Annotated in this window: 15 protein-coding genes; 11 read left to right on the forward strand and 4 right to left on the reverse strand. The window is 44.4% G+C overall.

The features are described from left to right. Positions 1-114 precede the first annotated feature (114 nt). From MSG34_RS19040 to gcvP, 3 genes are all read left to right on the forward strand, one after another. Positions 115-1,407 (forward strand): serine hydroxymethyltransferase, encoded by a 1,293-nt coding sequence (locus MSG34_RS19040; RefSeq protein WP_248339044.1) that lies wholly within the window; start codon positions 115-117, stop codon positions 1,405-1,407. A 51-nt stretch (positions 1,408-1,458) separates the two neighbouring features. Then, positions 1,459-1,839, forward strand: coding sequence for a glycine cleavage system protein GcvH (gene gcvH / locus MSG34_RS19045; RefSeq protein WP_004730871.1), 381 nt, complete (start codon positions 1,459-1,461; stop codon positions 1,837-1,839). Positions 1,840-1,929: 90 nt separating this feature from the next. Then, positions 1,930-4,809 carry an aminomethyl-transferring glycine dehydrogenase gene (gene gcvP / locus MSG34_RS19050; protein ID WP_248339046.1) on the forward strand — a complete coding sequence of 960 codons (2,880 nt, stop codon included), beginning with the start codon at positions 1,930-1,932 and terminating at the stop codon, positions 4,807-4,809. 339 nt (positions 4,810-5,148) lie between these two features. Here the strand turns inward: gcvP and MSG34_RS19055 are convergent, their stop codons facing one another. Further along, a complete protein-coding gene (locus tag MSG34_RS19055; protein WP_076645343.1) occupies positions 5,149-5,550 on the reverse strand; it encodes a hypothetical protein in 402 nt (133 codons plus the stop codon). 110 nt (positions 5,551-5,660) lie between these two features. Beyond that, positions 5,661-6,308, reverse strand: coding sequence for a hypothetical protein (locus tag MSG34_RS19060; RefSeq protein ID WP_248339048.1), 648 nt, complete (start codon positions 6,306-6,308; stop codon positions 5,661-5,663). A gap of 337 nt (positions 6,309-6,645) precedes the next feature. Between MSG34_RS19060 and MSG34_RS19065 the strand changes: the two genes are divergently transcribed. Then, the gene (locus MSG34_RS19065) at positions 6,646-8,028 is read left to right on the forward strand and encodes an MATE family efflux transporter (protein ID WP_248339051.1); all 1,383 of its coding nucleotides are present in this window, start codon (positions 6,646-6,648) and stop codon (positions 8,026-8,028) included. Positions 8,029-8,125: 97 nt separating this feature from the next. Here MSG34_RS19065 and MSG34_RS19070 read toward each other — a convergent pair whose 3' ends face one another. After that, positions 8,126-8,692, reverse strand: a complete 567-nt coding sequence (locus tag MSG34_RS19070) for a type II secretion system protein (RefSeq protein ID WP_282449756.1) — start codon at positions 8,690-8,692, stop codon at positions 8,126-8,128. A gap of 414 nt (positions 8,693-9,106) precedes the next feature. After that, positions 9,107-10,162, reverse strand: a complete 1,056-nt coding sequence (locus MSG34_RS19075) for a DUF1254 domain-containing protein (protein WP_050646387.1) — start codon at positions 10,160-10,162, stop codon at positions 9,107-9,109. 403 nt (positions 10,163-10,565) lie between these two features. Between MSG34_RS19075 and MSG34_RS19080 the strand changes: the two genes are divergently transcribed. Genes MSG34_RS19080 through MSG34_RS19110 form a run of 7 tightly spaced genes read left to right on the forward strand, consistent with a single transcriptional unit; the run spans position 10,566 to position 17,122 of the window. Next, on the forward strand, positions 10,566-11,534 hold the full coding sequence (locus tag MSG34_RS19080; protein ID WP_248339053.1) for a MoxR family ATPase: 969 nt from the start codon (positions 10,566-10,568) through the stop codon (positions 11,532-11,534). Positions 11,535-11,548: 14 nt separating this feature from the next. Continuing rightward, the gene (locus tag MSG34_RS19085; protein WP_248339055.1) at positions 11,549-12,481 is read left to right on the forward strand and encodes a DUF58 domain-containing protein; all 933 of its coding nucleotides are present in this window, start codon (positions 11,549-11,551) and stop codon (positions 12,479-12,481) included. 19 nt (positions 12,482-12,500) lie between these two features. Continuing rightward, positions 12,501-13,040, forward strand: coding sequence for a DUF4381 domain-containing protein (locus MSG34_RS19090; RefSeq protein WP_248339057.1), 540 nt, complete (start codon positions 12,501-12,503; stop codon positions 13,038-13,040). Next, positions 13,033-14,058 (forward strand): VWA domain-containing protein, encoded by a 1,026-nt coding sequence (locus MSG34_RS19095; RefSeq protein WP_248339059.1) that lies wholly within the window; start codon positions 13,033-13,035, stop codon positions 14,056-14,058. Before MSG34_RS19090 ends, MSG34_RS19095 begins: the two co-directional genes overlap by 8 nt. Beyond that, positions 14,051-15,031 carry a VWA domain-containing protein gene (locus tag MSG34_RS19100; RefSeq protein ID WP_248339061.1) on the forward strand — a complete coding sequence of 327 codons (981 nt, stop codon included), beginning with the start codon at positions 14,051-14,053 and terminating at the stop codon, positions 15,029-15,031. Before MSG34_RS19095 ends, MSG34_RS19100 begins: the two co-directional genes overlap by 8 nt. Continuing rightward, on the forward strand, positions 15,025-15,759 hold the full coding sequence (locus MSG34_RS19105; protein WP_248339063.1) for a hypothetical protein: 735 nt from the start codon (positions 15,025-15,027) through the stop codon (positions 15,757-15,759). The genes MSG34_RS19100 and MSG34_RS19105 overlap by 7 nt, the downstream gene beginning before the upstream one ends. Continuing rightward, positions 15,746-17,122: a BatD family protein gene (locus MSG34_RS19110; protein WP_248339064.1), complete on the forward strand. Its 1,377-nt coding sequence runs from the start codon at positions 15,746-15,748 to the stop codon at positions 17,120-17,122. Before MSG34_RS19105 ends, MSG34_RS19110 begins: the two co-directional genes overlap by 14 nt. Positions 17,123-17,140: the final 18 nt, after the last annotated feature.

The following is a 17,140-nucleotide window of genomic DNA, read 5'->3' on the forward strand; positions in this document are numbered from 1 at the left end:
GCAATTCACGTTTATCTATACCTATATAGCGCAAACGATACCGATGCAGAAATCAACGTAAGACCTAATGGACTATAAAAACAATCACCATTAGCTTAAAGAAAGGTCTCGACAATGAACGCTTACCAAAACCATAGCTTAGACAGTTTTTTCTCTACGAACCTATCTGCGACTGACGACGCAGTATTTGCTGGAATACAAGCAGAGAACACTCGTCAAAACGAACAAATCGAACTTATTGCTTCTGAGAACATCGTTTCTAAAGCAGTAATGCAAGCTCAAGGCACCTGCCTAACCAACAAATACGCAGAAGGCTACCCAGGCCGTCGTTACTACGGTGGTTGTGAGCACGTAGATACAGTTGAAGCTATCGCGATTGAACGCGCTAAACAGCTGTTCAAGTGCGAATACGTAAACGTACAGCCTCACTCAGGTGCTCAAGCGAACGGCGCAGTTAAACTTGCCCTACTTCAACCTGGCGACACTATCCTAGGTATGTCTCTAGACGCTGGTGGCCACCTTACACACGGTGCGCGCCCTGCAATGTCTGGTAAGTGGTTCAACGCAGTTCAATATGGCGTTGACCGCGACACACTTGAAATCGATTACGAAGCGGTTCGCGCTTTAGCAATCGAAAGCCAACCTAAAATGATTATTGCTGGTGGTAGTGCTATCCCACGCGTTATTGATTTCGCTAAGTTCCGCGAAATCGCTGACGAAGTTGGTGCTATCCTAATGGTCGATATGGCACACATCGCGGGTCTTATCGCGACAGGTGCTCACCCTAGCCCACTACCACACGCACACGTTGTGACTACAACAACGCACAAAACACTTCGTGGCCCACGCGGCGGCATGATTCTTACTAACCACGAAGACATCAACAAAAAGATCAACTCTGCAGTGTTCCCTGGCCTTCAAGGTGGCCCACTAATGCACGTTATAGCGGCTAAAGCAGTGGCGTTTGGCGAAGCACTTGGCCCAGAATTTAATACTTATATTAATTCAGTGATCGACAACGCAAAAGTTCTTGCTGAAGTGTTGCAAACTCGCGGTTGTGACATTGTGACTGGCGGAACAGACACGCACCTAATGCTGGTTGACCTTCGTCCTAAGGGCTTGAAAGGTAACGTAACGGAAGAAGCATTAGAGCGTGCAGGGATCACATGTAACAAAAATGGCATACCATTCGACACAGAGAAGCCTATGATTACTTCGGGTATTCGTTTAGGTACGCCAGCTGGAACCAGTCGTGGTTTTGGCACTGAAGAATTCAAACTTATCGGTGAATGGATCGGCGATGTACTTGATGGCTTAGTTGAAAGCCCTGAAGGCAACGCTGAAGTTGAGCAACGTGTTCGCAAACAAGTTAAAGAGCTTTGCAAGCGCTTCCCTCTTTACCGTTAAACCGTTTTTAAGATTTAAATTAAAACCTCATAAATTTTTGGAGAATAAGCAATGGACAATACACTAAAGTTTGCAGACAGCCACGAGTGGGTAAAAGACAACGGTGACGGTACTGTGACTATCGGTATTTCTGAGCACGCTCAAGAGATGCTAGGTGACGTTGTGTTTGTTGACCTGCCTGACACTGGAGACGAAATCGAAGCTGGCGAAAGCTTCTCTCTAGTTGAATCAGTGAAAGCAGCTTCTGATATCTACGCACCAATCTCTGGCGAAATCGTAGAAATCAACGAAGAATTAGAAGATAGCCCAGAGTTAATTAACGAAGAATCTTATGAAGGTGGTTGGATTGTTAAAGTGAAGATGTCTGATGCGTCTGAACTAAACAACCTTAAAGATGCGGAAGAATACCTAAGCTCTATCGAAGAAGACTAATAGGTAACCTCATTACGATAAAGCTGCTCTTTTGGAGCAGCTTAATTTTAGGGGCTAGCTCACGGCTCCAGAGAGAAAGTAGAACATATCATGACTGAATTACTTCAAAGCCAATTACTGAAAGACTTGGGTACGCAAAACGAGTTTGTTGCTCGTCATAACGGCCCTAATAAAGCAGACCAGCAAAAAATGCTTGAAGCGATCAACGCGACTAGCTTAGAAGCACTGATCGACGAAACGGTTCCTGCACAAATCCGTCTTGAAAAACCAATGACACTTGCTGCTCCATTGAGCGAAATGGACATGCTGACCTCTCTTAAAGAGATCGCTAACCTAAACCAAGTGAAACGTACTTTCATTGGCCAAGGCTACTACAACACATTCACTCCAAACGTTATCCTACGTAACGTTTTAGAGAACCCAGGCTGGTACACAGCTTACACACCATACCAACCAGAGATTTCTCAAGGTCGTCTTGAAGCTCTACTGAATTACCAACAAATGGTAATGGACTTAACTGGTATGGAAATCGCGAACGCGTCTCTTCTTGATGAAGCGACAGCGGCTGGCGAAGCTATGACACTGTGTAAGCGTGCTGGCAAAAGCAAGAGCAAAGTATTCTTCGTTGCTGACGATGTTCACCCTCAAACACTAGAAGTTGTTAAAACTCGTGCTGAGTACATCGGTTTTGAAGTAATGGTTGGTGCTCTTGAAACACTTCCAGAGCAAGACGTATTTGGTGCATTGGTTCAATACCCTGGAACAACAGGTGAAGTTCGCGACCTAACAGACATCATTGCGAAAGCTCAAGCAAACAAGACTCTTGTAACGGTTGCAACTGACCTACTTGCTTCTGCTCTACTTAAGCCAGCGGGCGAAATGGGCGCAGACGTAGTAATCGGTTCGGCTCAGCGTTTCGGTGTTCCTATGGGTTACGGCGGTCCACACGCTGCATTCATGGGTACTCGTGAAAAGCATAAGCGTACAATGCCAGGTCGTGTAATCGGTGTTTCAATCGATACTCACGGTAACCAAGCACTACGTATGGCAATGCAAACTCGTGAGCAACACATCCGCCGCGAGAAAGCGACATCGAACATCTGTACAGCTCAAGCACTTCTAGCAAACATGGCGTCTTTCTACGCGGTTTACCACGGTGCAGAAGGCCTTCGTACTATTGCTCGTCGTACACACCACATGACAGCTATCCTAGCGGCAGGCCTGACTAAAGCGGGTTACGAGCTAACGAACAACAGCTTCTTTGATACCATCACGCTGAACACCGAAGACAAGACAGATGCACTGTACGCAAAAGCGCAAGCAGCAGACATCAACCTTCGTCGACTTGTTGGTAAAATCGGTATCAGCTTAGATGAAACAACCACAGTCGACGACGTGAATGCCCTATTCGCTATCTTCGACGTGAAAGAAGACGTTCAAGCGCTATCTTCTGACATTGCATCAAACGAATTTGCAGCAATTCCAGAAAACTGCCGTCGTGAATCAGAGTTCCTAACTCACCCAGTATTCAATACGCACCACAGCGAAACGCAAATGATGCGTTACCTAAAACAGCTTGAGAACAAAGACTTCTCACTAACGCACGGCATGATCCCACTGGGCAGCTGTACGATGAAGCTGAACGCTGCTGCTGAGATGATTCCAGTAACATGGCCTGAGTTTGGTTCAATTCACCCATTCGCACCTCTTGATCAAGCAGCGGGTTACACAGCGCTAGCGAAAGATCTTAAAGAAAAGCTATGTGAAATCACTGGTTACGACGATTTCTCACTACAGCCTAACTCTGGTGCATCTGGTGAATACGCAGGTCTAATCGCGATTCAACGTTACCACGCAAGTCGCGGTGAAGGTCACCGTAACGTTTGTCTGATTCCAAGTTCTGCGCACGGTACTAACCCTGCAACAGCATCAATGGTTTCTATGAAGGTAGTGGTTGTTAAGTGTGATGAAGATGGCAACATCGACATGACAGACCTAGCAGCGAAAATCGAGAAGCACAAAGAAAACCTATCAAGCATCATGATCACTTACCCTTCTACACACGGCGTATACGAAGAGCAAGTGAAAGAAGTGTGTGAACAAGTTCACGCAGCGGGCGGTCAGGTTTACCTAGACGGCGCGAACATGAACGCTCAAGTAGGTCTAACTTCACCTGGCTTCATCGGTTCAGACGTATCTCACTTGAACCTACACAAAACATTCTGTATCCCACACGGTGGCGGCGGTCCGGGTATGGGTCCTATCGGTGTTAAATCGCACCTAGCACCTTTCCTACCAGGTCACATCGAAAACGGTGTACAGGGATCAGACTACGCGGTATCGGCTGCAGATCTAGGTAGTGCTTCAATCTTACCTATCTCTTGGGCTTACATTGCAATGATGGGCGAACCTGGCCTAACAGACGCGACTAAAGTGGCGATTCTGAACGCGAACTACGTGATGGAAAAACTACGTCCTCACTACCCTGTTCTTTACCGTGGCACTAACGGCCGCGTAGCGCACGAATGTATTATCGATATTCGTCCACTTAAAGAAGACACAGGCATCAGCGAAGAAGATATTGCTAAGCGTCTAATGGACTTCGGTTTCCACGCGCCTACTATGTCTTTCCCAGTAGCTGGCACACTAATGGTTGAGCCAACTGAATCTGAAGATTTAGAAGAGCTAGACCGTTTCTGTGAAGCGATGATCGCTATCCGTCACGAAATGGCAGCAGTGAAAGCGGGTGAATGGCCACTAGACAACAACCCTCTAGTGAACGCACCGCACACACAAGTTGACCTTTCAGGCGCAGAATGGGATCGCCCTTACTCTCGCGAACTGGCTTGCTTCCCATCGAAAGCAACGAAGAACTCGAAGTACTGGCCAACAGTTAACCGTGTAGACAACGTATACGGCGACCGTAACCTAATCTGTTCTTGCCCAAGCATCGACAACTACGAAGACTAATTTTTGTAGATTTTAGATAAACAAAAGCGAACCACTTGGTTCGCTTTTTTGTTTTTCGGATTCCAGATTATATGGCTAATAAAGCATTGACCTTACCGTAAGGGAAAGGTTTAAGGTTGATCTAAACCAACACTGAATTAGGAATTAATTATGGGATGTTGTAACAAAGCACCAAAAGGTGGAGCCCCTCTTGGCTTACTTCTAAAGGTCACGCTTGGGATTGGTCTTTTTGTGTTTCTACTGGCTCTGTGGCATTAGACCATGCTCAAAGCTTACAGCAAGAAACTATCGTATATAAAAAACCTAGAAAGGTATTACTGGTGTGAATCTCCCTAGTGATTATTCCTCACCAACCTCTTGTTTAAGTTTCTTAATATTGAGTCGACTTATTTCATCTTGCAAGGGTTGTATAACCGTATGCCAAGTTCTAAATCCATAGCCGACCATTACACTACCAATTGTTATAATCACACTAATGCAGGCGATGAAGAAGTTTTTATTGCTACTAGATACTTGTAGCTTACTTTCAATAATTTGAAGTCGAGCTTCTTCTTCCAAAGAGCGTGCTTGTTCAGGGGTGTTACTCAACTTTCGGTGATCGACGGTAAGCTCATATATTAGATTATTCGATGACTGATTGACGAACAACAGTGCTCCTGACGCAAAAACGACCAATAACAAGCCAAATAACGCATAAAATTTATAAATATTATCTGTTGGTAACGGAATCCGACTTTCCACAATGCCTCCTTAATTTGCAAACGACCTAGCGTTCACTTAAACGAACGTTTTTCAAGCTATCTTGCTAGAAAAAGGCTACTAATTATACTCTTAACGAATTTAAGTAACTATCACACACGCAATAGCCTTCTTATAGCTTCTACAGTAAGTGCTGATAATAAGACAAATTTGATATCTGTTGTTGCTAGGTAAACCAGCAAATCGATCGCTATATTAAAAATAAGCCAACATAGTTCGTAAACTCTTCTCAACGCAATGAATTGATAGAAAACATTTTTCCTCGCCCTAAACCTGGTTCTAGAGCAGTCTATGGTTTTGGATTCACTGTTTACATCACATTCACCAACAGGATCTAAAATTAAATACTGCAGACAATATTTATAGTATAAAAGCTCAATTATTTGCTTTCTCAATAAATTAGTTACTATGCCAGCAGGAATATGCAAAGCGAGGTGTAATTCATTTCCATATTCTTCACTATCTCCTTTTTTCAAGTTCCTATATGGAAGAACTGATCCAGTAGTGACTAAACTTTCCAAAAGCTCGGCTCCGACGATCATCTCAATGATCGTTAAAAATGCCCATTTCCATAGACCAACTTTTTGCTTTAATTCATCATTCCTAAAACAAACTTCCTTTAAATAGCCTCTTGTACGACCGTTTGTACTATCAATTACCTTGTAGTTTTGTACCATAGTTACGTAAAATCCAAAGTGAAAGCCCGCATGGCCATTGATACAAAAATTCAATGACCACATAGAATATTTTCATCTAGTTCCTTATGCTATCAATTGTACTAGCCTTTGCGTTTCCATAACAATAACCCATATCGCCAACTTAGTGATTAGCGTGGCAAATATATAATTTAACTGCCTCGCATGATTCCCAAGAAATCATGAACTTACGCGCGTTAAACCCGTGTTGTAACCATCGGAACCTATCCGTACCTCGGAACAAGTGAAACTCTATAAATCCAATGCTTGACCCTATACGGTAAGGTGTTTATATTGTCGCCCGCCCAACGGGGCACATCCTAAAATGCACACCGGCCATCCTGCCATCATTCGTGTATTTATATTGGTGTTGTGAACTTCCATGCTAACGAAACTTCGTCCTTTTACTCGTGAATCGGGTGCGCTTATGCATCTTTCGATTCCAATCATTTTGACTCAAATAGCTACCCAAGCGATGGGATTTGTCGATACGACAATGGCTGGCCAAGTAAGCCCTGCCGATCTCGCCGCAATTGCACTTGGCACTAGCCTTTGGATTCCTGTATTGCTGCTACTGCGTGGCGTGATTATGGCGTTAACGCCTGTTGTTGCATACCACCGTGGCGCACGTGACTTTCAAAGTATCTCTGTTGAATTCTTCCAGATGGTTTGGCTCGCATTAATTGCTAGCGTGCTGCTTATCGCTTACTTGGTGAGTGCGAAACCGATTTTAGAATGGATTGGGGTAGCCGCTGAGATCATCCCTATCGGCAGTGACTATGCGTTTGCCCTAGCCTTCGGTGTGCCTGGTATTGCCCTGTTCTACACCTTGAACGGTTTCTGTGAAGGTATGAACAACACCAAAGTGCCAATGATCATTTCTGTGGTTGGTTTGTTGGTGAATATTCCGGTCAACTACGTGCTTATCTACGGTAAGTTCGGCTTCCCAGAAATGGGCGCTGTGGGTTGTGGTTGGGCAACAAGCTTGGTGTATTGGCTAATGTCGGGAGTGCTGTATTCCTACATTAAAGGTCATCACCATTACAAGACCATCATCAACTTTTCAGATGCGAAGCCAAAAGCAAAAGAGATGCTTCACCTTCTAAGATTAGGTTTACCTATCGGGATGAACATTGCAGTGTGTGGTAGCATCTTTGCGGTAATCGCACTGATGATTGGCCGTATTGGTGCTGAGAACGTAGCAGCAGCGCAAATTGCACTTAACATCTCGAGCCTGACTTACGTTATTCCAATGAGTATCTCGTTTGGCATTACGATTCGTGTTGGACACGCTTTAGGTGAAAAAGACGAACTAGGCGCAATTGAACGCAGCAAAGTCGGTATCTTGGTTGCAGCGTTAATTTCATTGCTTTCGGTTGCGATGTTCCTGCTGTTCCCGGAGTGGATCATTAGGCTTTACACCACCGACCCTGCGATAAGTGCAACGGCAGCGGTATTGTTAACGTTTACCGCGATGTACCAATTCAGTGATGCATTGCAAACGTCTGCTAACGGTGCATTACGTGGCTATAAAGATACTAAGATCCCAATGATCTTAGCTATCGCTTCTTACTGGGGCTTGGCACTACCACTCGGTATGGTGTTGGGCTTAACAGACCACATTGTTCCAGCAATGGGTGAAGAAGGCTTTTGGATTGGCATTCTAACGGGATTAAGCGTATCAGCTGCATTGATGTTGCTTCGCTTGCGATACGTAATTAAGAAGCGTGACTTGCCACCAGCAGATGTTGCAATAGCAAGCTAAGATAGACAAATAAGCTAATACAAAAAAGCGCGTTATTCCCATTTGGGAATAACGCGCTTTTTTATTGAATGTCTATAAATCAGTTGATGTGTTCGGTTTAACAGTTGTTGTTAACTATACGAACTGTACACTCACACCCTTCAGTAGGACATTGGCTGCCATTGGTTCGGCCAAAAGAGTCATAAAGAACAAAGCAACCTTGACGTTGCTCTAGATCAGCGTCTGTTATATTCGTACTATCTAGTTCTGCTTGAGTAAAGTCATAATCATACCCAACCACAGTGTGTCGATTACCGAGTTCTGAAGTTAAGCTATCATCATCCGACAAAGTTAGGAACTGGAGCATATTTAAGGCATCTCCTGATTCACCTTCACTTTCTGGGCAAAGTGTTCCCCAGTCGACTTCAACTCTACCGATACCAAAATCGATTACGTAGTTGCTCTGATCACCTGGGTTTGTTGCGTCAGGATCAAGCCCTGCGATAATAGCTTTAGAAGTCACTTGCGTGATCACGCCTTCCATCGCACCCGCAACACCTTCAAGTACCGCTTCTCTTGCTGACTCTTGAATACCTAGAAATCTAGGAGCCGCAGTTACTGCCAACACTCCGAGTATGATAATCACCACGATCATTTCCATTAAAGTAAATCCGTTTTTCTTCATGACATACACATCTTTTGATAACTTAAATATTCGATAACCCAATGAATTACCTATAACTATACACCTCAAATAGGACTCATAACACTCCACGGCTATCGGTTTTTATAACGCAGGTATGTGGTATTTGTTCCCTTTAGAGGTATCAAAGATAACTGGAAGCGTTGTCACATAAGGTGTCAGAGGGTTTAAGTTCGAACTAATGCGTGGTGCAACTGAAAGCATCGATGGAAGAAGGTTTAATTGATTTATTTGAACTGAGGCACGCTGCGTATAACCAAAGTTAGACCATTTTTGACTCGGACTTTGTGTTTCTCCACTTAAGAAAGCAAGAAATGAAATAGAACCCATAAAAAAACGCGCTACTACCACGGGTAATAGCGCGTATCTATCAATCGTTATGCGACTATCGCAACATTAGTTCACAGCTTTAACGTAAGGAAGCACTCGGAATCCATCACGTACTTTTTGGCTTGGAATGTAATGACGGAAAGCTAAGTTAAACACACCAGAATCGTTCTCTGTTTTGATGTTGTTGACTGCATCATCACCACAACCAAAGCTTACTGTGTAAGTGCCATCTGCATTTTTCTCAGCCGTGTTTGAGCTTACATTCGCCACTTCACCAAACATGAAACCTTGCTTGTTGTAGACAGTTACCGACCAAAACGCTTGGTTTTTAGGGTCATCAAAGGTTGCCTGATGACAAGTGTCTGCCGGGAAGTTGCCAGAGACTTCATAAATATTGTCATCTAACTGCGCGCCACCCCAACCGATAGCCGCACCCACTGCGTACTTCTCTTTGGTAAACATCTCTTTTGAAGCATCTTCAGGGCTGGTAAACATACCAAACGTCGCCTGAGCACCATCGCGTTTTAGTAGTTTTGGCATTTCCATCTTAAGGTTTTTCTCTACCTCATCGAATGATTTCTCATCCACTTGCATTGCCATGAATTCGCCGTCTGCTTTTGCATCAATGCTCATCTGATCTTGGATTTTATGAACTTCATCTTTGGTGAACGTCGCATCAGTACGAACGATGACATACACGTGGTCGCCACTGTGAGTAGAAAGATCAAACGTACCAGAACCGTATTGCATTGGCTGAATGCGGTGGTCTTCTGTAATCACCTCCATCGACATGTATTTGCCTTCAGGAATCTCAGGTAGCGTAATCGTCGCGCCTTGTGAAACGTTAATCACAGCCATTGAGTAGTACGTGTCTCGGTTCATTCGAACCACAGGCTGTTTATCGGTTGGCGTGAGTTCGCGTTTGTGTAGGAATTTATTAACGCCAACAAGCTCTTGGTTTTTCAAATATTGGCGTGACGTTTCGTACACCGCGTAATTGTCGACGGTAGTCACTTCACCATCGGCATTGAAGAACTCTGTCAGAGTTGAAACTTCTTCAGCTGCGTAAGAAGAAAGAGAAACTGCGCTTAAACCTAAAACTACTAATGCTAATTTTTTCATTGTTGACCTCTAATAAAATCGATAACGCTAAATCAATACATAGTCCATTTGTTTTTGTTCGAACAGTTAGTTCGTTAACCGCTCAACTTGTGAACAATGTTATCAAGGCAGCATAAATTCACAAATGACATCGCCGTATAAGAGATATGCAGCGAAGTAATGTTACTTATCAACCTTTATTCTTGATTAAAATACAAACAATACAGTAGCCTATTTATAGACCATGCAATTCAGTATTTCCAAGGTGAGTCTTTAACAAAGATATGTTGATCGCGTATGTCGAAATTATTTTCGACTACCCTTAGCAAAGGTGATTTAAATAGTTGCTTTAACTAACAATATTTATCTTTTCGCCATCTGGTGACCTGAATCTCACTTGATTAATTAGTCAATAGGTAAGCAAATGAACCCAACGTTAGACTCTATAAACCAACTAAAGCAGCAGATGGAATCCTCGGTAATTGGCCAGCAGCATATGGTCGACACATTACTGGTTGCGCTACTTACAAATGGTAATGTTCTGTTAGAAGGATTACCCGGAACAGCAAAGACTCGTTCTATCAAATCATTGGCTTCTGCTCTAGAAGTTGACCTTGGTCGTGTTCAATTTACGCCGGATCTTCTTCCTTCGGACGTAACAGGCACAGAGGTGTATCAAGACGTTGATGGCAAACCGACGCTTACCTTCCAACCGGGCCCAGTTTTCAACAACTTATTACTGGCCGATGAAATCAACCGTTCTCCAGCAAAGGTACAAGCTGCGTTGTTAGAAGCGATGGAAGAGCGACAAATCACTGTAGCGGGTAAGACTTACAAACTGCCTGACCTATTCATGGTTTTAGCAACACAAAACCCAGTTGAACAAGAAGGGACATACCCGCTGCCAGAAGCGCAAATGGACAGATTTATCATGAAAATAAATCTCGATTATCCAGATGCGGATGCCGAAGAGCAGATCATTAAGATGGTTCGCAGTGAGGAAAAACCAAGCACTGAGAAGCACGCACCCATTGATCCTCAATGCATTTTTGATGCTCGTGATCAGCTACGCGACATTCATTGTAGCGACGCGGTTCTTAAATACATTGTCGCGATTGTGGTGGCAACAAGACAACCCGAGTTGTACCCAGAATCTCCCCTTTCACAATGGATTGGTGTTGGTTCAAGCCCACGTGCAACCATCGCGTTAGACAAATGTTCAAGAGCGATGGCATGGCTAAACGGTAAGGACTTTGTCGACCCTGATGATGTTCGTAAAGTGGTTCATGGGGTTCTGCGCCATCGTCTGATTCTGTCTTACGATGCACTGGCCGAGGGCATCAGTTCAGACAGAGTTATCGACGAGATTTTGTCTCAAGTTGCAGTAGCGTAACGCGAGAGGTCACCATGGAGACGAAACCAACACTTGATCCCGATATCTATACCGATCTAAAGGCATTGCGATTGTTGAAATACAAAGCGCATGGCTTTGACTTTCTGCCTAATCAGCCAATCAACAGTGCGTTAACGGGTCGTCATGTATCTAAGCTACGTGGACGTGGATTGAACTTTGAAGAGATGCGTCACTACCAAATTGGTGACGATATTCGCACCATGGATTGGAAAGTGACGAATAGAACGGGCAAGCCACACGTCAAAATATTCTCTGAAGAACGCGAGCGTAACGTTTATGTCATGGTCGATCAGCGCACGAGCATGTTCTTTGGCAGCACAGGTCGAATGAAATCTGTGGTTGCTGCAGAAATCGCAGCTTTGATTGCTTGGAAGGTCATAGACAGTACCGATCGTGTGGGTGCCATTGTTTATAACGATAGCACTGCTCTGCCTATTTCACCGCAACGCAGCGCAAATCACGTACTCAAAATACTCAATGAGATTGCGAGTAAGAATCAGCAGCTCAAAGCGGGAAAGGCTCAAGACACCCAATCCAATTCGTTCGCTAAATTGTTTCATCAGGCGCAAAGGTTGGTTAAGCATGATGGGTTAGTGATCTTGATTACCGATGGCTACGGCTATAACGAGCGAAGCGAAGAGCAAATCAAGGCTTTGTGTCAGCACAACGATGTGGTGTTGTGTCATGTTACCGACCCATTGGAACATGATTTAGCCACGCTGAATAAGATGGTACTCAGCGATGGGCAATTGCAATTATCCGTATCAGGCCAAGAAGCACAGTTACGCGATGCATTTGCCAAAGGCGTGGTTCAAGCCATAGATAATTTCACGGCAGTGGCGAAAAAATATCGAATCCCTGTATTGCCATTCAACACCGTCGATCCCACCGATGTGCAGCTTAGAAAAGCACTCGGCGCGAGTTAAATAACTGAGAATGCAGACTATGACGACTAACACTGGGCTTGAGCCTTTACAGCCAGAGAACGTGAATCCATTGATGGCCTCTTTGTCTGAGCCTTCTTTGCCAGAAAGTATCTCGTGGCTACCGAATGCACCAGGCTGGTACTGGCTGCTCTTGTTGCTGTTTTGCTTCGCTTTATATCGTGTCTTTTTAGTTATTCAAAAGTACCTAGCAAACACATACCGACGCGCTGCCTTGGTAGAACTCGAGCAACTCTCTTTAGAGGCTCAATCCGGTGACATTTCATCATTTCAAAAGCTACCACAACTGCTACGAAGAACCGCATTGTACGCCTTTCCTCGTGCAGAGGTCGCCCCTTTAACTGGTACAGATTGGGAAAAATGGTTAGACGACCATTGCACTAATCGCCAATTTTCAACCGAGTTCTCTACATCAGAACTCGCAGGCGTACTTGCTCAGCTCGCCTACTCTTCAGCAGCGACATTAACGGAAGAAACACGAAACGCCATCATGGAGAACGTTGCACTTTGGATAAAGCATCACGAGGTGTCACATGATTGAATTTGAATACCCGATAGCGTTTGCATTGCTTTGCTTACCCTTTGCCGTGTATTGGTTATTGCCTGTTTACAAAGAGTCAAAAAGCGCGATTCAAGTGCCCTTTTTCGATCGCCTGATTGCCGTCTCTTCACAGGAGCCCTCTGAAACCGCGGTCAAGATGAGCCGCCGTAAAGTGCAATGGCTATTGGTCATTATCAGCTATCTTGCTCTTATCGTTGCGATTGCCAAACCGATGTGGGTAGGCGAACCCATTGAACAAAAGAAATCCGCTCGTGAAATTATGGTCGCACTTGATCTGTCAGGTTCGATGTCAGAAGAGGATTTTGCCGATAAAGAAGGCAACAAACACGACCGTTTAACCATTGCAAAGCAGGTGTTGCGAGAGTTCGCAGCCCAGCGAGAACATGACCGCTTGGGGTTAATCTTGTTTGCCGACTCTGCGTATGTTCAAGCGCCATTTACTGAAGATATTGACGTGTGGCAATCGCTGCTCGAAGACGTTGAGCTTGGCTATGCTGGATTTCAAACCGCTTTTGGCGATGCGATTGGCTTATCAATTGCCGTATTCGAACAAGAACAGAGCCGCCAACGAGTGATGATTTTACTAACCGATGGTGATGACACAAGCTCGAAAATGCCTCCTGTCAAAGCCGCCGAAATCGCCGCCAAATATGGCGTGAAGATTTACACCATTGCAATTGGTGACCCGAGTACCAAAGGTCGCTACAAGATGGATCTTCCAACATTGGAGAAGGTATCAGCCGCAACTGGCGGGCAGATGTTTCATGCCATGGACCGAAAGCAACTCGAACAAGCTTACGCAACGATAGATCAACTAGAACAGCAAGAGTTCGAACTGTTATCTCACCGTCCTAAACACAGCTTGCACCACTATGCATTTGGCGTGTGTCTGGTGAGCAACCTACTCGCTGCCTTAATCGTGTTTGGTGCAAATCTGCGTCGTAAAAAAGAAATAAAGCGCGTTATTCGCCGTAGAGAGGAGCTAACCAATGACTGATTTCAATACATTGTTTGGTGGTGATATCACCCAGTTTCATTTCATGCGCCCATTATGGTTGTTAGCACTGGTCCCGTTCGTGTTGTTTTATCGCGCACTCGTTCAACAAGACGATTTAGTCGCGCAGTGGCAACCTGTCATGTCTAAAAACATGGTGGAACATCTGTCTCTCAACCAAAATCGAGCGCGCATGGTTTCTCCTAATCGATTGTTTTTGGTGTTTGCGGTTCTCGCCACGCTCATTATGGCGGGTCCAACGTGGCAGCAACAACCTTCACCATTTTTTGAGGACAATTCCGAGCTGGTCATCGCCTTGGATGTCTCTGATTCAATGAATAAAACCGACATTCAGCCGTCACGATTAGAGCGCGCTAAACAGAAGATCAATCAGCTCGTTGAGATGCGCGGCGATGCAAAAACCGGATTGGTTATATACGGTGGCAGTGCCCATGTCGCTATGCCTGTCACAAAAGACAAAGAGTTAACGCGATACTTCCTCGATGTATTGGATGGAAGCTTGTTACCAGATAATGAGAGCAAACCGGCTTCGGTGTTAAAGCCAACGCTCGAGCTAATCTCACAAGCAAAAGCACCATCAACGGTTTTGATACTGACGGACAAGACCAATGACCAAGCGATAGAAGAATTCACTAAAGCGTTTGAACAACAGCAACACCAAGTGATCGTTTGGGCGATGGGTGAAAACCCACAAAGTGGCGGAAATGGCACAGCAGGTTTAACAGAAACTCAACTCACTTCACTGTCACAACTCGCGCAAGCAGGTCATGGAAACATGGTTTCATTCACCCACGACGCTAGCGATGTAGACGCGGTTTATCAAGGCATTCAAAACAACCTGTTTGCGGTCAGCGATAGCGCCCTACCTTGGTTAGACGCGGGCTATTGGTTGCTATTCTTGTTGCTGCCGATTCAATTGATGTGGTTTAGAAAAGGGTGGACGCTACAGTGGTAAATAATAAACAGGTAGCGAATCCAAAGGTAATCAATCAAAAGATTGATAATCTCACGAAGCCAACCTCTTCGACTCCGAACCAATCCAGTCGCTTAGCTTGGTTATCCAAACTTAAGCCAATGCACTTTTTGCTTGTGCTTATTGCAGGAAATCTGATTTGGGGAATTTCCGATAAGCACTCATTTTTTGATTTTTGGCTATCTAGCGATCAACACGCTTATGTCGAGTTCAAACAAGGCAACTACGCGCAAAGTGCCGCTCTGTTCGATGATCCAACATGGAAAGCCTACAGTCGTTATCTGTCAGGTGATTTCCTTGGCGCGATTGATCAATTAAGCCCACAAGTAAGTAAACAAGGTGGCAAATCGTTAGCGTTGACTGATTTCGCCAAGTTAATTGTCGCAAACAGCTACGCTCATACAGCCCAATTTGATAAAGCCACGGCGCTTTACAACGAACTATTGAACAACGAAAAGTATTTAGAACAAGCGACCAACAACCTCGCCGTTGTGGAAGCTGCGATAGAGAAGATCAAGAACACACCACCGACAAAACAAGATTCAGAAAAAGTCATTGATGATAGGAAATTGGTCGACGAAGAACCAAAAGAAGAGAGTCAGAAGGAGCTCGTGATCTCTGACCAAGTTTGGCTAAAACAGGTCAGACAAAATCCATCTAAGTTTCTAAGACAAAAATTTCAACAGGAATACAGCAATGAACAAAACTAAATCGACCGTCCAAGCATTCTCCCTTATGAAATGTTCGTTTGCTGCCTTATCCACGATGGTGCTTTTAATTTCAATGCCTGCAAGTGCTATTAACCTAGACCAGCTTGTCAGTGACGGTGAATTGAAGCTAAACGTTGAACTTAAAACTCAAGATGTCGCTGTGAAACAACAAGTCGCACTCGACGTTGAAGTATTGAGTACCCGCCCCTTTCAAGAAGAGTTGGCATTACCTTACTTAGATATGCCCAACACGGTCGTAAAGAAAGATGAGCAGAAAGTTGCTCGTTCAGCACGCACAATTGAAGGCATTAAGTGGTTTACACAAAAAGCACGCTACTATTTGTACCCAATGCAAGCTGGCGAGTTTACTGTTCCTGAATTGAACATTCCCGTTAGTGTAGAGCTTACCAGCGAAAACGTTGTTGAAGGGGCAATTCAATCGCAACCCATTAACTTTACATCCAAAATACCCGTGAGCAACATTGATACTGACGCGTTGATTGTTAGCCCAAATGCTGAGCTTTCAGTATCAACCGATCGTCCGTTAACCGACGAATTCGAAGTTGGCCACGCTATCACTGCAACGTATACATTGAGCGTGGCAAACTCACACATGATGTTGCTGCCGGAGATCAATATCCCAGACATTTCCGGCGTTGAGTTGTATCGCAAGCCAGCAGTCAAAGAAAACGTGTTTAATCGCCTGAATAAAAGCAATACCGCGACACTCAAACAACAGGTGACGTTAATTCTTCAAGAACAAGGGAAAGTCGTCTTACCAAAACAGACCATGACATGGTGGAACACAAAGACCAATCAGCTAGAATCGTTAACTGTAGAGCAGCAAACGCTTCAAGTCGGTGACGCAAAATTATTAGACTCACTAAGCAACACTTTAGGATCAAGCGACGGGGCTCAAACCTTATCGAATTGGCTAAGCCAATATTGGTATTACTTGGTCATTGCGGGAATATTCTTTGCTGCGATTGCTCGACTGATCGGAAATCACTTCATTGATTTAAAGCGTTATTTTGTCGCACGTCAGCAATTGAATACCAAAAAGTTGAGTATTCAATTTTGTCGACACGTTGAAGAAAAGCAGTACAGCAAAGCGGTGCAAACTATCTATGAAATTACGGGGCGAAAAACCTTGTCGAAAGGCACGCTTCAACGGCCTCTAGATTCTGAATCAAACGACATTTGGAAGAAGTTATTGAAGCTTGGCTACGCAAAAACTACAGAAGGCTCAGTTTCTTCCTCCCTCTCAGTTTCACTAGCAGAAGCCAAAACACTGTTAAAAGCCATCAATGACTCGCCCAAAACCCAAAGAACACCGTTTAGGTTTAATTGGAATCTGAACTAAGCGGTGAACTTAACTTAG

The organism is Vibrio sp. 1CM2L, from assembly GCF_023161695.1.
Classification (GTDB): domain Bacteria; phylum Pseudomonadota; class Gammaproteobacteria; order Enterobacterales; family Vibrionaceae; genus Vibrio; species Vibrio coralliirubri.

What these genes read in the sequence shown, in the direction of transcription:
- MSG34_RS19040 (WP_248339044.1), top strand. Translation starts at nt 115, where the DNA reads ATGAACGCTTACCAAAACCATAGCTTAGACAGTTTTTTCTCTACGAAC.
- gcvH (WP_004730871.1), top strand. Translation starts at nt 1,459, where the DNA reads ATGGACAATACACTAAAGTTTGCAGACAGCCACGAGTGGGTAAAAGAC.
- gcvP (WP_248339046.1), top strand. Translation starts at nt 1,930, where the DNA reads ATGACTGAATTACTTCAAAGCCAATTACTGAAAGACTTGGGTACGCAA.
- MSG34_RS19060 (WP_248339048.1), bottom strand. Translation starts at nt 6,308, where the DNA reads ATGTGGTCATTGAATTTTTGTATCAATGGCCATGCGGGCTTTCACTTT.
- MSG34_RS19065 (WP_248339051.1), top strand. Translation starts at nt 6,646, where the DNA reads ATGCTAACGAAACTTCGTCCTTTTACTCGTGAATCGGGTGCGCTTATG.
- MSG34_RS19070 (WP_282449756.1), bottom strand. Translation starts at nt 8,692, where the DNA reads ATGAAGAAAAACGGATTTACTTTAATGGAAATGATCGTGGTGATTATC.
- MSG34_RS19075 (WP_050646387.1), bottom strand. Translation starts at nt 10,162, where the DNA reads ATGAAAAAATTAGCATTAGTAGTTTTAGGTTTAAGCGCAGTTTCTCTT.
- MSG34_RS19080 (WP_248339053.1), top strand. Translation starts at nt 10,566, where the DNA reads ATGAACCCAACGTTAGACTCTATAAACCAACTAAAGCAGCAGATGGAA.
- MSG34_RS19085 (WP_248339055.1), top strand. Translation starts at nt 11,549, where the DNA reads ATGGAGACGAAACCAACACTTGATCCCGATATCTATACCGATCTAAAG.
- MSG34_RS19090 (WP_248339057.1), top strand. Translation starts at nt 12,501, where the DNA reads ATGACGACTAACACTGGGCTTGAGCCTTTACAGCCAGAGAACGTGAAT.
- MSG34_RS19095 (WP_248339059.1), top strand. Translation starts at nt 13,033, where the DNA reads ATGATTGAATTTGAATACCCGATAGCGTTTGCATTGCTTTGCTTACCC.
- MSG34_RS19100 (WP_248339061.1), top strand. Translation starts at nt 14,051, where the DNA reads ATGACTGATTTCAATACATTGTTTGGTGGTGATATCACCCAGTTTCAT.
- MSG34_RS19110 (WP_248339064.1), top strand. Translation starts at nt 15,746, where the DNA reads ATGAACAAAACTAAATCGACCGTCCAAGCATTCTCCCTTATGAAATGT.